The 13533-nt window shown below is 58.8% G+C and carries 11 protein-coding genes and 1 pseudogene; 7 read left to right on the top strand and 5 right to left on the bottom strand.

Features of this window, described 5'->3' with window-relative positions; all coding sequences use genetic code 11:
- Positions 1-19 precede the first annotated feature (19 nt).
- The gene (locus ACT6QH_RS00725) at positions 20-466 is read right to left on the bottom strand and encodes a hypothetical protein (protein WP_444972899.1); all 447 of its coding nucleotides are present in this window, start codon (positions 464-466) and stop codon (positions 20-22) included.
- 123 nt (positions 467-589) lie between these two features.
- On the opposite strand from ACT6QH_RS00725, the gene ACT6QH_RS00730 reads away from it, so the two are divergent.
- Complete coding sequence (locus ACT6QH_RS00730; protein WP_444972900.1) at positions 590-811, top strand: helix-turn-helix domain-containing protein; 222 nt, start codon at positions 590-592, stop codon at positions 809-811.
- A gap of 274 nt (positions 812-1085) precedes the next feature.
- On the opposite strand, the gene ACT6QH_RS00735 is transcribed toward ACT6QH_RS00730, so the two are convergent.
- From ACT6QH_RS00735 to ACT6QH_RS00750, 4 genes are all read right to left on the bottom strand, one after another.
- Complete coding sequence (locus ACT6QH_RS00735) at positions 1086-2867, bottom strand: phage terminase large subunit family protein (RefSeq protein WP_444972901.1); 1782 nt, start codon at positions 2865-2867, stop codon at positions 1086-1088.
- Complete coding sequence (locus tag ACT6QH_RS00740) at positions 2857-3360, bottom strand: DNA packaging protein (protein WP_444972902.1); 504 nt, start codon at positions 3358-3360, stop codon at positions 2857-2859. The genes ACT6QH_RS00735 and ACT6QH_RS00740 overlap by 11 nt, the downstream gene beginning before the upstream one ends.
- Positions 3361-3702: 342 nt before the next feature.
- A complete protein-coding gene (locus ACT6QH_RS00745; RefSeq protein ID WP_444972903.1) occupies positions 3703-5067 on the bottom strand; it encodes a virulence-associated E family protein in 1365 nt (454 codons plus the stop codon).
- Positions 5068-6110: 1043 nt separating this feature from the next.
- On the bottom strand, positions 6111-6878 hold the full coding sequence (locus ACT6QH_RS00750; RefSeq protein ID WP_444972904.1) for a phosphodiesterase: 768 nt from the start codon (positions 6876-6878) through the stop codon (positions 6111-6113).
- Between the two features lie 321 nt (positions 6879-7199).
- On the opposite strand from ACT6QH_RS00750, the gene ACT6QH_RS00755 reads away from it, so the two are divergent.
- The 6 genes and pseudogenes from ACT6QH_RS00755 to ACT6QH_RS00780 all read left to right on the top strand — a co-directional run bounded on the left by ACT6QH_RS00755 (position 7200) and on the right by ACT6QH_RS00780 (position 13522).
- Positions 7200-8501: an ABC transporter substrate-binding protein gene (locus tag ACT6QH_RS00755; RefSeq protein ID WP_444972905.1), complete on the top strand. Its 1302-nt coding sequence runs from the start codon at positions 7200-7202 to the stop codon at positions 8499-8501.
- 67 nt (positions 8502-8568) lie between these two features.
- The gene (locus tag ACT6QH_RS00760) at positions 8569-9471 is read left to right on the top strand and encodes a carbohydrate ABC transporter permease (protein WP_444972906.1); all 903 of its coding nucleotides are present in this window, start codon (positions 8569-8571) and stop codon (positions 9469-9471) included.
- On the top strand, positions 9471-10355 hold the full coding sequence (locus ACT6QH_RS00765) for a carbohydrate ABC transporter permease (protein WP_444972907.1): 885 nt from the start codon (positions 9471-9473) through the stop codon (positions 10353-10355). Before ACT6QH_RS00760 ends, ACT6QH_RS00765 begins: the two co-directional genes overlap by 1 nt.
- A 22-nt stretch (positions 10356-10377) precedes the next feature.
- Positions 10378-11439, top strand: coding sequence for an ABC transporter ATP-binding protein (locus tag ACT6QH_RS00770; protein WP_444972908.1), 1062 nt, complete (start codon positions 10378-10380; stop codon positions 11437-11439).
- A gap of 11 nt (positions 11440-11450) precedes the next feature.
- Entirely contained in the window at positions 11451-12227 is a 777-nt protein-coding gene (locus ACT6QH_RS00775) for a DeoR/GlpR family DNA-binding transcription regulator (RefSeq protein ID WP_444972909.1), read from the top strand.
- Between the two features lie 273 nt (positions 12228-12500).
- A pseudogene (locus ACT6QH_RS00780) lies at positions 12501-13522 on the top strand (IS3 family transposase).
- The last annotated feature ends 11 nt before the right edge of the window (positions 13523-13533 follow it).

The raw sequence follows: 13533 nt of genomic DNA on the forward strand, positions 1-13533 counted from the left end.
AGATGTTGTGCGCCCATTGTCACGCCGCCATCGTCGCCACGCATCCATCAGGCTCCCGCCCGTCATGCTCGTCGCCTTCCGCATCATCGAAAGCGCCTTCGGCCCAGTGCACCTGTGAGGTGCCTTGAGTGCTGCCAAGGTTGGGTTCAAGGTCGTGCGTGTCGCAGAAGAAGGGCCAGCCGCGCCCGCTGCTTTTTCCGTGGTGGCTCTGGTCGAAGTCTTCCGGCCAAGCCGAGCCTTCGCCTTCGATTGTCGGTCCGCCGCCTATGAAGGGGGATTCCGGGTCATCTGGCCAGCCGAGCCATGGCTCGTCTTCTTCTGGCTCAAGGTCTGGGTCGCCATCCAGTTCGTCCAGCATCACAAGCATGGCCTCTATGGCCGCCTCCATCCGGCGGCGCAGAAGCTCCCGCTCCACCATCACGAATTCCAGGACATGACTTTCCCGTTCGCGAACATGGGTGCCCATGCGCGTTCTCCTGTGGTATAAACGAACATATTTGTAACGTGGTTACAGCTTTTCACATGCTGGGATTGGCTGTGTCAACCACTTTTGTAACAGGGTTACACTTTGAACGCAGCACAATGCCGAATGGCAAGGGCCGCTTTGCAGCTGGGAGTTCGCGAACTTGCGGCTTTGGCGCAGGTATCCCCTACCACTGTAGCGCGCCTCGAGGCAGGCGAGGAACTGAAGCCCCGCACGGTGGAAGCCATTCAGCGCGCGCTTGAAGAAGCAGGCGTCGAGTTCATCCCAGAGAACGGTGGTGGCGCAGGGGTGCGGTTGCGGAAGGTATCTGGCGCCCAGCCCTTTTGACTCGACGCGAATCGCGCTATTTTTACAACCTTAAAATTCAAACAAATGGATTTATGATGAAACTAAACGCATAGCATGCTATATCAGATATTGTTGATGTTTTTATTGCGGTTTCAATCGAAAATATAATTAATAAATTATTTTATTATATATTTTCTGTCTCTGGATTATAGGCGCATGATTTCAGTGCGTTAAGTATTTATATTCAGTTTATACTTCCTTATATCGTCTTGCGCATTGAAAGGTTTTTAAGAAAAACGGGGTGCTAAGCTTCTCACCCCATCCACTTTGACTTAACCACCGCCTTCACCTTCGGCGCGGCATCCTCCACGCCCCGCCGAAGCCCATCCTCCCGCAGGTCAAAATTCACATTCAGAAGCTGGTGGGCCGCGAAGGCATAGACGGTGCAATCCAGCGCCTCTGCCTGCCGCCCGGGAATGCGCTCAAAGCGCCGTTGCGGCTGGCCGCGCGTGTAGCGCACCACAATCCGCTCGCTGGCCAGTTGCTCATACCAGACGGCAGGAAGGCTATTGGAGAAGCGCAGCGCCCGCCCGCGTGAGAGCCGGGCCATGATATGGCTCTTGATGCCATCCACCCCCACAATCCAGAGCGCGCCGCCCTTGCCCTTCTGGCGCGATTTCTCGATCCACGGCCGCGCCCCCGCCGCTCCCTTGATGGCCAGCACCTTGCGCACCGCCCGGGGAAAGGCGAAGGCATAGACATGGGCCATGGTCGCGCCATCGGATGAATCCACCGCCGCCGCATCCACCCCAAGCTGCCCGCCCAGCGGGTGCGCAAAGCGCATCTTCAGCAGGTCATCCAGTTCCGCCCATGTCTCGCTGGCATCCGGCAGCCCCCACACCACCCGCGCGCCCAGCACGAAAGCATCTCCCGTGCGGCCCCAGCCCACAAAGGTGGCCTCGAGCCGGTCATGCTGCACGTCAATGCCGGCGGTGATAGCCAGCACGTCCGGTGGCAGGGCATCCAGTGAGAAGGGTTCGGCCCGGGCGGCAAGGGCGCTGTCGTCAATTTCCTCACCTGCCTCGCGCCAGCCTTCCCCCAGCACGGTGTTGATGAAGGTCTGCAAAAGCCCCGGATCATCCTTTGCGGAAAGGAACTCGGCAGCCAGCTTGCCCCATGCAGCGTTTGCCAGCGGCGACACAAGGGCGTTGATGCGAAATCCGGCATGACCCCTCACATGGGGAGCCGTTGCTCGCCAGCGGCCTTCGCTGACGATTCGCAGCTTGTGCCGCTCCTCCACCACACACCCGCAGCCAGGGCAGCACCAGTGCGCATCCTCCGGCCTGCCTTCCGGCCAGTGAATATCGGCCCAGCGGATTTCATGAAACTCGCCACAATGGGGGCATGGCACTTCAAACACGCGCTGGTCACTGCGCGCATAAGCCCCCAGCACATGGCTGGAATCCTCATAGATCGGCGTCGAGCCAATCACGATCTTGCGGTCAGGGAAGGAGAGCGTGCGCTTTTCGGCAATCAGCACCGGGCTGCCTTCGGCGGTCAGCTCCATGCCGTCCACCTCGTCCATCACCAGAATGCGGGTGTTGTGCATACGCAGATTGCGGGGAGCCTTGGCCGCTACCAGCTTCAACGAGCCGCCGGGGAAGCGGCGCTGAAGCAGCGTGTTGCGGTTCTGCGCGCCCGGCTCGCCCACCAGTGTGCCGGCCAGCATCGGCGTTTCGCCAAAGGTGGGTTCAAGATTGCCCACGGTGAAGGTGCGGCAGTCATCCTCGGTGGGCAGCACAAACAGCACCGGGGCCGGATCATTCACCACATGTGAGCCCAGCAGCCCCACCAGCAGCGTGGTGTAACCCACGCGGGCAGATTTCACCACGGTGACGCGCTCAATGTCCGGGTCGCTCATGGCGTCGGCCATGCCGTGCTGGAAGGGATAGAGGCGGATCGCCCCGGGCTGGGCTGAAACGTCCGCCGGCAGGCGCAGTTCCTGTTCAATCCATTCGGAGAGGCGCAGGCGTGGCGGCGGCATCAGCGCCCGCATGGCATTGGCACGCACGGTGGCAAGGCGTTCACTGCGCATGGGCGAGGTCCTCAAGGGCACGACGCAATTCGGCATCTATGGCGTCCATATCGGCGGCGCTCAGGTGCGGCAGGGTCTGGCGAAGGCGGGATGGCACCGCAAGCACCCCAGCCCGCACCTGTCGCATGATGTCCGTCCACTCGCGCTCCACTTCCGCCGCCGGCAGCAGGTCACGGCGCAGGGCAGCATTCTTCAGCGCGGCATTGTCCGCCTGTTCCTTCACCAGCCGCAGGCGCTCGCTGGCTGCATCTGGTGTGGCAGCGAAGGGAAGATCGGTCTGCTTGGACTGGGCAGCGGAACGGGTCGGGCTGATATTGCCCTGTATCCAGAGCTTGCCCCGGGCCACGTCAATGCGGCCATCAGCTTCCACCGGCAGGCCATCCTTGACCATCTGCGAAACACGACCGGGCGAAACCTTCACGAGCTTGGCGAAGTCGCTCTTTCGCACCTTGCCCGGTGCCGGAATGGCTCCTGATCCATGCATTTTCGTCATACCTTGGGGCATCTGGGAAGTCTGTTTTAGCTATGAAAAACAATAAATTGAGCCAAATCTCGCGCTCCGCCGGACCCGCAGGAAACCCCTTGGGGAAGGACCCGAAGGGCTTTTCCATGCGCCTCCGGCATGGCTTGTTGCCGAAGGGTGACAGATGGGAGTGGTCTGGCACCCCATCTGTCACCTCCCAACCCGTTGAAAACAAAGGAGGGGTGCCAGAGGTGCCAGAGGGTGCCAGATGTATGGAGAACATTGCACACGCGCACGCACGCGCGGCCCTCGTTGGCAGGTCTGGCACCCTCTGGCACCCCACCTGCTAAGTCATTGATGAAAAGTGGTTCTCTAAAATCCTCCATCTGGCACCCCCTCGTTGGTGGTCGATGGCATGTACCAACGCACACCCTTGATCCGTCGTTGCTCCCAGCCCAGCCGCATCATCACGCTGGAAATGCGTCGGTTCTCTCGGGTTGTGGTTTTGCCCAGTTCAAGGCCAATCTCTCGTCCGATCTCCTGCACCGTGACGCGGCTCTTGCCGACAACGTAATGGGCGATAGCAGGCTCCCATGGGTCGCCCTCAAAGCGCGCTTCCTGCTCAGGCTTGATGCATTCTCGCTCGAGGTCCGCACTCGGCCACCAATGCTCGCCGGACCGATAGAGATGCAGTGCTTCCGCCAAGAGCTGTTCGCGGTCGCGGGTCAGGCTGTCGGCATCAATCTGGCCAACCTTCACCGGCCAGAAGCGCCGGCCGCCCGTTTCGTCCCGCAGGTAAACAGACTGGTTTGTTGTGCCAATGAATACGCACTGGCGCGGAAGCGTGATCTCCACCCGTCCATAAGGTGGTCGGAATCGTTCCTCGGAACGGGATAGAAATGCCTTGAGAGCATTTTCTTCCGCTTTGCTGATAGGGGACATTTCGGCCAGTTCAATGAGCCACTTGCCCCGCAGGTGCACTTGCACATCTTTGCCAGCGGTAATGTCTGGCATGCTGTCGGAGAACCATTCGCCGCCGAGTATCCTGCAGACGGTGGATTTCATGGCTCCCTGTGGGCCTTCCAGCACAACCATATGGTCAGACTTACAGCCCGGATCGAAGACGCGCGCCACCATGGCAATCAGAAACATGCGGCCGATCACGGTGGCATACCGGTTCTTTTCTGCACCGAGATAAGTGTGCATCCAGAAAGAGACACGCGGGACGCCATCCCATGTCAGTTCATTGAGGAAGTCCCGGACGGGGTGGAAACTCCTTTGATTGGCTCGCGCCTCGATCGCGTCATGAAGGTCGCTTTTCGATAGGCGCGGAAATGCGATAACCTGAAGGTATTCCAATGCGCTTAGAAGGTTTCCGCCCGTGAGTTCATGCGGTCGCCAGTCATCTTCTGGCAAAACACCCCCTGTTACTGGATCGGGAAGCGGCTGCATGACCATGACTGCGCCGGACATTTCATCATATCCGAACACATCAGAAAGCAGCGGATCGCACCGCAAGGCATGCAGTACGTTGGCGAAATTCGGATAGGGCCGCCCCTTGTCATCAAGTGAGCAATCCTGAAGCCACTTGTGAGATTGTTCAGGTCTGGCCTTCCTCGGACGCCTGTCTGCAACCTTCCGTGCAGCATTTGCACCGGGACGCGGCTTCGCGTGCCCATTCAGGGCTGCTTGAACGGCAGAGGCGATCTCGCTTTCGTATTTTCCCTTCTCGCTCATTTCGCGGCCTCCATGCGGGAGGCGAGCGCAAGCAGCCGCTCGGCGGCTTCATGCTTCTCAATCAGGATAGTTTCAGGGGTGGCACAGCGGCCCCGTCCAATGCGACGAATGGCACCGGCTATGGCGCGGAGTTCGGCGGATAGGCAGCCTTTGGCTATCGACGAAACGCTATTTTGAGCAACATTAGGGTTAGACAAAATCCCGCTAAGTGCTTGACTCTTAGCGGCTGGTTTACCGCCTCCAGAACATTTACCCCCTTGATCCGCCGGCTCAACTTCCCGCCTGAAAATCGTAGTGTCGGTGGTTCGATTCCGCCCTTGGGCACCATTTACCTTCAATGGATTTTGATGCCAGCATTTAGGTCGACACTTCATTTTGGGTGTTGCCGAAAATGAGCCGGTAATCTCCTTATGTGCAAGCAATTGCAGGCCGCTTGATCCAGCGTTATTCTGGCTGACAGATTTTCCGTAACAATTGAGCGCCTTCAGACTTTGCGATCGGGAAAGCCATGCCCTCACGATCCGCAGCGCTACGCCCTGCCATCTTGCACAACTCCGCTCTCAATCCATATGCAGAATCGCGACGCAACCTGTCAGCGCAACACCAATCACAAAACTTCTTGCCGAATGATGCTGTGGGGTGGGTATGCCCTGCCCGCCCGGCAACAAGAAACGCCTTTTGCCCTTCGGATAGATCACCCCTCGCGGCGAACCGCCAATCGGATTTTTCAGCGTGACCAGCTTGCAGTTACGGTTCTTATGCTGGGCGGATATCTGAAATACGCTACTTAAACTCTATAAAAACAGCAGCGCTACCTTGCCCCCCGCCAAAGCAGAACCTCCAGATGTAGAGCCCCGCATCTCTGATGTCAGACTCGCGGCACAGCTTCGAGGGCATGAGTGCGGCATCGCGCCCCTTCAGGACCGAGATGATCTCCGTCCTTCAAAAAGGGATATGCTTCATGCCCTGTGGCTCACTCACCTGAGAGAGTTTCGAGCCAGATCAATCCGTGGGGCACAAAGCCCCCTACGGAATCCCACAAATCAAATACGCACAACATGCGAGACAAGGCCGACGCCAGAAGTCGCGACATGCAGCATGTATTGCGGAGCTTCATCTGTAAACGCATAGGGCGCTCCCGGCCGGAGGTCGAAGGCGATCTGATGCGATACAGAAGGTGAAACGATCACTGGAACATTGCCGCATGTGCCGTAAATCGCACGATGCATATGGCCACATAGGATCGCGCGAACCTTGCCATGACGCGCAACCAGCTCGGCCAGTTCCGCACGCCCATTCAGCAGCCCCATGGCGTCCATGGCATGCAAGCCCGTGATGATCGGGGGATGGTGCATGAACAGCACAACCTCGCGATCCGCGCAGTGCCGCAAAGTGCATTCCAGCCAGCCGAGGCGCTTTTCGCACAACGTACCGTGTGGTGCGCCCTCAACGAGGGTATCCAGCCCGACCAGCGCCATGCCTTGTACGATACGGCACTGACATAGATGCCCCGCTTCGGTGCGCCCCACCATATCGGGCAAGGCCGACAGCATGGGTGCCCTTTTGTCATGATTACCAGGCACGACCATTACCGGAATACCAAGGCTGCGCAGGCCATTACCCACGACATTATATTCATCAGGTGTCGCGTCTTCGCCCAGATCGCCGGAGCAGACAATCAAGTCGGGCCGTATCGGCTGCGCTGCCAGGTTAGCAATCAGCCGGTCGAAGTTCGCTCCGGTATCAAAACGGCCGCCCAGCTTGCAGCCGCCGGTCAGGACGTGGGAATCACTTATCTGGGCGATCAGCATGTGTGGGGGTCCTGATTTTTTGAGGCTTTAAAGGCAATCCACCACTCAGCCTCCAAAATCCACCCATAATATGGGCAATTTTTTGCGTACGCATTCGGTATTTTATCGAACTCCAAGGCCAAACCCCACCATAATCCACAAATACCACAAATGAACTCGAGGCAGGCGCATTGCTAGCGGCCCGGCCTGCTCACGCAAAAGTTTCATATTTCTGTTATGTGGCGCACTTATCTGATGGAACCCAGCTTGGGCGCCGCGTAGTTTTCGCGTGCCTCAGTGTATGGAGCGAGATCCAATTCCACATATTTGAGGTAAATCGGCATGAAAACCACAAAATTCAACATGACGCGACGCAACCTTCTGGCATCAGCGCTTGCCGCTCCGTTTGTCAGTGCGATCCCCGGCATTCTGACGCCCGCGCGCGCCAATGAGACCGTAAAGCTCCAGTTCATGTATCCGGTGGGCGTTTCCGGCGACATCAACAAGATCATTTCCGGCATGATTTCCGAGTTCAACTCAACCCATGACGGCATCAAGGTTGAGGCAATCTACGCTGGCTCCTACGACAACACCGAGCAAAAGGTAATCACCTCGCTGGGTGTAGGAGAGCCTCCGGCGCTGTGGCTGCCGATCAACTCCTCGCTACAGACATTCCTCGGTCTTGATGCGCTGGAGGATATTACGGAGCAGGCCAAGTCTGACGATATCTATGACGATTTCATCGGCGGCTTCCTCAATACCGCAGTTTCTGACGGTCGGCTCTATGGCCTGTCCTATCAGCCCTCGACGCCGGTGCTCTACTACAACAAGGACGCTTTCGCCAAGGCAGGCCTCACAAAGGCGCCGGAAACCTGGGATGAGCTTTCCGAGGCTGCCAAGGTGTTGACCGTACGTGACGGCGACGATCTGAAGCGCTGGGGCCTGATCATCGGCGGCGGCTGGCATGACTGGATGTTTGAAGGCTATTGCCGCCAGAACGGCCTGGTGCCATGGGAAGCGGACAAGGTGCTCTGGGATCGCCCCGAGGCTGTCGAAGCGCTCGAATTCTGGAAAACCATGGTGGACGCGGGCTACATGGCGCCTGCCTCGACCTGGCAGGGCTCGGCGAACGACTTCATGGCTGGTTCCACGGCGATGCTCTATCATTCGACCGGCTCACTGACCAACCTGCGCAAATCGTCACCTTTCGAGGTGGGCGTCGCCTTCATGCCGAAGAAAAAGCAGTTTGGCGCCTCGCAGGGGGGCGGCCCGATCATGATTGCCAAGAAACAATCGGATGCGAAAAAAGAAGCTGCCTGGACTTTCGCGCGCTGGATGACCAACACGGAGAACCAGGCCGCCTGGAGCCGTGCTACCGGGTACCTCGCCGTGCGCAAATCCTCGTGGCAGCAGCCTGAAATGGTGAAATACCTCAAGGAAGTGCCTCAGGCAGAAGTGGCTATGAAGCAGGCCGAGTATTCCGGCGCATTCTTGCAGGTTCCGGCCTATTCCCGCGCCCGCGACACATTGAAGAGCGCCATCGACAGAACGCTGGCTGGCGAAATCACGCCGCAGGCTGCCCTGGTCAGCGCGACCGCCGAAACCAACCGCGAGATCGCCCGCGTGCTGCGCCGTCGCGGCTAAAACTGTCGAACGCTTCGAGGACGCGGGCCTTTTGCCCGCGTCTTCTTCCGTTCCCCGGGATACCCTCATGTCACCCTCCTTCGCCCGCGCGCGCCGCCACGAGATGTGGCTGGCCTATGCGCTGCTATTGCCATCGCTCATCTTCCTCGCTGCCTTCACCTACTGGCCGATCTTGCGGTCCATCTGGTTCAGTCTGCACGACGTGCTGCTGGGGGATCCGAATATCTACTGGCTGGGGATGGAGAATTATCTCCGCCTGCTGGACGACCGTCTGTTCTGGAAGGTACTGGGCAATACGGCGCTCTACACGCTGATCACAATCCCCCTGTCGATCATCGTGGCGCTGCTTCTGGCTGTGGCGCTGGATAGCAAGCTGCGGGGCATGGGGTTCTACCGATCAGCATTCTTCTACCCGGTTATGATCCCTTCGGTGGCCGCCGGCATGGTCTGGGTTTTTCTTTATGCACCGGGCTACGGGCCAATCAACCAGGCGCTGGGCACCCTCGGCCTGCCACCTCTCGACTGGCTCTATGACAGCTCTTGGGCGCTGCCCGCGATAATGATTATGAGCATCTGGAAATATTCGGGCTACTTCATGCTCATCCTGCTCGCCGCGCTGAAGCTTGTGCCGTCAGATCTCTATGAGGCAGCGCGGCTTGACGGGGTAAACGGCTGGCACCGGCTATTGCACATCACCATTCCGCTGGTCTCACCCACACTCTACTTTGTCATCATTATCGGCACACTACATAGCTATCAGATATTCGACTACGTCTACGTCATGACGCAAGGCGGCCCAGCCGACAGCACCAATGTGCTGACCTTCTACATTTACCAGAACGGCTTTCAGTACCAGGACATCGGCTATGCCTCGGCGCTGGCCAATGCGCTGCTGGTCTTCGTGCTGGGGCTGATTGGCCTTGTCGCGCTGACGCTGGGCCGCAAGGTTCACTATCTGGGGGACCGCTGATGAACGACGCGAACCAAACCGTGCCGCTGGCGTCCACCGTCACACCGGCGCGCCGCCCCCGCTGGCGTCGCTTTCTACGTGAAAATACACTTCATGCCGTGATGCTGCCGCTGGCGGCGCTCTGGCTCAGCCCGCTGATCTGGATCCTCGTCACCTCGTTGAAGACCAATGTTGAGGTTTTTGACCTGACGGCCGGCTTCTTGCCAGCGAGCCCGAAATTCTCGAACTATCCCAGCACGCTGTCAGTAGCGCCATTTGGTACTTATCTGATCAACTCGGTCATCGTCACCTCGTCGATCCTCGCTGGCCAGCTGATAACGATCACGCTGGCGGCTTATGCCTTCGCGCGGCTGAACTTTCCCGGCAAGAACCTGCTTTTCACGCTGTTCCTGCTGCAAGTGATGTTCCCGATTTATGCGATCTTCCTGACCAATTTCATCACGCTGCGCGAGATCGGGCTGGTCAACACCATCCCCGCGATGATCGTCCCCTTCGTGGCTTCAGGCTATGGCACCTTCATGCTGCGGCAGAGCTTCCGGCAAGTCCCCCAAGAGCTGTCGGATGCTGCGCGGCTTGATGGCTGCGGGCATCTCTCCATCCTCTGGCATGTCTATCTGCCGCTGGTGAAGCCGACGCTGATTGCCTTCAGCATCATCTCGATCGTAACGCACTGGAACGACTACATGTGGCCGCTACTGGTGACGAACTCAGAGGAGATCCGCACACTGCCGATCGGGCTGGGTTTGCTGGCCAAGGCCGACAGTGGCGCCGACTGGCCTCGCCTGATGGCCGGCACCACCATTGTCGTCTCGCCGCTGCTGCTGCTCTTCCTGATCTTTCAGCGCCGCTTCATCGACAGCTTCATGCACACCGGCGTCAAGTGACGCCACAGATCGGAGGCCGATAATGGCGACCGTCCAACTGAAGAATGTCAGCAAGTCATACGGCAGCTCCATGACCGTGCATGACATCAACCTGACCATCGAAGATCGTGAATTCATGGTTATGGTCGGCCCTTCGGGCTGTGGCAAATCCACCACGCTGCGCATGGTCGCAGGGTTGGAGGAGATTACCGCCGGCCAGTTGCTCATCGACGGGCAGGATGTGACCGACGCACAGCCGCAAAAGCGCGATATCGCGATGGTGTTCCAATCCTACGCGCTTTATCCGCACATGACGGCCTACAGGAACATGGCCTTCGGGCTCATGAAGACCACGAAACTCTCGAAGCCTGAGATCGACGCCCGTATCCGCGAGGCAGCGGAAATCCTGAACATCACCGATTTGCTGGGTCGGCGGCCCAAGGAACTGTCGGGCGGAGAGCGCCAACGAGTAGCAATCGGGCGGGCGCTGGTGCGTCAGCCCAAGGTCTTCCTCTTCGACGAACCGCTCTCAAACCTCGATGCCAAGCTGCGCAACCGGATGCGTGGAGAGTTGAAACGCCTGCACCAGGAACTGGGGCTGACCGTGATCTATGTCACCCACGATCAGATTGAGGCGATGACGCTGGGCACACGAGTTGCAATGATGTCCAAGGGCCATCTTCAACAGGTAGGCGCGCCGATGGACATCTACATGAACCCTACCAATACCTTTGTGGCCACCTTCATCGGCATGCCGGAAATGGCGCTGATCCCCTGCCATGCAGCTCATGGCCGGATCGGGCATAGCGCCTTTGTTAAGGACCTGCCGCGAGCTGGCACGCTGCCCGAATCTGTGCTGATCGGCCTGCGCCCCGAAGAAGTGACACTCTCGCCCACCGGCATGGCCCGCGCCCGTGTCGAACGCTGCGAGCTCATCGGTGCCGAAGCGCTGATCGAGGTCTCTCTTGGCTCCGACCGGATGATCGTGAAAAGCCCTGTGCAAGGCGCTCCATCGACCGGAGATGAGGTCGGGCTTGATTTCGATTTGACACGCATGCGACTTTTCGACTGCGGCACAGGTCGTGCTATCACAGTCGATGTCTGAGGGGAGGACACATGGCCCGCAGTCACCGGCAGGAACAGATCCTCGCACTTCTTGGCGCTCAGGGAAAGGCGGCGATCAATTACCTGGCAGACGAATTTGAAGTCTCGGACGAGACCATTCGGCGCGACCTTAAATCACTCTCGACCGAGGGGCTGGTAGAAAAGTTCCATGGGGGCGTGCGTCTTCCAGCCCCACGCACTGAACCGCCCTTCAAGCGGCGCCTGTCGGAAAATGCCGCCACCAAGGCGATCATTGCCGCCGAGACTGCGCGCCACATCCGCGAAGGCGCGACGTTGCTGCTGGACAACTCCACAACCGCCTGCTTCCTCGCCCGTGAACTCACCCGCCGCGAGCCGATGACGATCCTCACTATCTCGCTGGAAATCGCACAAATCCTGAATGCGGGTGAGGGCCAGCATCGGGTGATCCTGCCGGGCGGAGAGCTGCGCAAGGCCGACCGCACCCTGACTGGAGCGAGCACGATCAACTATCTTTCGGGCTTCACTCCGAGCTATTTCGTCATGTCCGTAGTGGCAGGCTCCCCCCAGGGCTGCCAAGACTTCGATCTCTTCGAAGTAGAGTTCAAACGCGCCATGATTGAACGTGCCGACGAGACAGTGGTGATGATGGACGGCGGAAAATTCAGCAAGTCCGGCCTGATTCACGTCTGCGACTGGACCGCAGTGGACACGCTGGTGACCGACACTGTTCCTCCCGAAATCGCCGAGCAGATCGACCATAGCCATATCCTGCTGGCCTCCGAGATGCCCGAGCCCGGCGCCGCATGAACGCAGGCACCGCAGACCTGCCGGTTCGGGCCTCACTCAGCAAGCCCGAAGATGATGGCTGCGGCGAAAGCGATAGTTCCGAAATAGACGGTGGGGCATCTGCCATATCAGGTCTCGATGCGGTGTGACGCTTCTTCTGCGCTTGATCGTATCTGAATGGGGTTGGTTCGCGATTTGCGCCCGGCTCGCCCCCTCGTCAAAGAGTACCTTGAGGTTGTGCCGGAGATTTGGACAAGGTGTTCAGCTCATCCCGACCTTGAGGACTGGACGGGAATGAAGACGACGAGAAAGCGTTACAGCGCGGAGTTCAAGGCGAAGGTGGCGATGGAGGCCATCCGCGGTGAATTGACCCCGGCCGAATTGGCGTCGAAGCACGGCATTCACCACACAATGATCGGGGCGTGGAAGAGGAAGGCGATGGAAGGCATGGCGAGCCTGTTCGATGGTGGCGACCAGACGGCCTGGGCTGCCAGCGAGGCGGAAATCGAGAAATTGCATGCCAAGATTGGGTAATTTCTGGTGGAACGCGATTTTTTGGCGAAAGCCTCCGGTCGATGAGCATGGCCTGGAGGCGGTTAAAGATCGAGCAGGCGCACCAGCACCTACAGCGGCTGGACCGTGCAGTGGGTCGTCGTCGGGTCGGCGGTTGATGGCGAAGATGGTCCTGGCGCCGATCTACCAACGGCAGCGCACGAGCGATCCACACCCGGAGCATCGCATTTATCCCTATCTACTGCTCAATCTGGCAATCAACAAATCACGCGCCCCAACCAGGTTTGGTGCGCGGATATGACCTGTTTGCCCATGCGCAAAGGCCTCCTCCTCTTGGTCACCATCATGGACTGGGCAAGCCGTAAGGTGCTAGCCTGGCGGCTGTCGAACACGATGGATGCAGCCTTTTGCGTCGAGGCACTGGAGGAGGCGCCGGCCCGCTTCGGCAGGCCGGAAGTCTTCGATACAGACCAGGGTAGCCAGTTCACCAGCTTCGCATTTACCAGCGTTCTGCCGAGATCAAGATCAGCATGGATGGCCGGGGACGCTGGATGGACAATGTCTTCATCGAGCGGCTCTGGCGCTCCTTGAAATACGAATGTGTCTACCTGCACGCCTTCGAAACCGGCTCTGAACTGCACGCCGGTCTTGGCCGTTGGTTCGCCTATTATGACCAGTATCGTCCCCATTCCCGCCTTGCGAGGAAAATCTCGGGCGAGGCATATGGGCAAATCGGCGCTTCAAATCATGGCATGAGAACAACCAGGATGAGCTTAACTGAGCCGCAAACCTGGCCAAGATGACGGAACCACCT

The sequence above is a fragment of the Haloleucobacter albus genome (genome assembly GCF_052492075.1).

What these genes read in the sequence shown, in the direction of transcription:
- ACT6QH_RS00725 (WP_444972899.1), bottom strand. Translation starts at nt 466, where the DNA reads ATGGGCACCCATGTTCGCGAACGGGAAAGTCATGTCCTGGAATTCGTG.
- ACT6QH_RS00730 (WP_444972900.1), top strand. Translation starts at nt 590, where the DNA reads ATGGCAAGGGCCGCTTTGCAGCTGGGAGTTCGCGAACTTGCGGCTTTG.
- ACT6QH_RS00735 (WP_444972901.1), bottom strand. Translation starts at nt 2,867, where the DNA reads ATGCGCAGTGAACGCCTTGCCACCGTGCGTGCCAATGCCATGCGGGCG.
- ACT6QH_RS00740 (WP_444972902.1), bottom strand. Translation starts at nt 3,360, where the DNA reads ATGACGAAAATGCATGGATCAGGAGCCATTCCGGCACCGGGCAAGGTG.
- ACT6QH_RS00745 (WP_444972903.1), bottom strand. Translation starts at nt 5,067, where the DNA reads ATGAGCGAGAAGGGAAAATACGAAAGCGAGATCGCCTCTGCCGTTCAA.
- ACT6QH_RS00750 (WP_444972904.1), bottom strand. Translation starts at nt 6,878, where the DNA reads ATGCTGATCGCCCAGATAAGTGATTCCCACGTCCTGACCGGCGGCTGC.
- ACT6QH_RS00755 (WP_444972905.1), top strand. Translation starts at nt 7,200, where the DNA reads ATGAAAACCACAAAATTCAACATGACGCGACGCAACCTTCTGGCATCA.
- ACT6QH_RS00760 (WP_444972906.1), top strand. Translation starts at nt 8,569, where the DNA reads ATGTCACCCTCCTTCGCCCGCGCGCGCCGCCACGAGATGTGGCTGGCC.
- ACT6QH_RS00765 (WP_444972907.1), top strand. Translation starts at nt 9,471, where the DNA reads ATGAACGACGCGAACCAAACCGTGCCGCTGGCGTCCACCGTCACACCG.
- ACT6QH_RS00770 (WP_444972908.1), top strand. Translation starts at nt 10,378, where the DNA reads ATGGCGACCGTCCAACTGAAGAATGTCAGCAAGTCATACGGCAGCTCC.
- ACT6QH_RS00775 (WP_444972909.1), top strand. Translation starts at nt 11,451, where the DNA reads ATGGCCCGCAGTCACCGGCAGGAACAGATCCTCGCACTTCTTGGCGCT.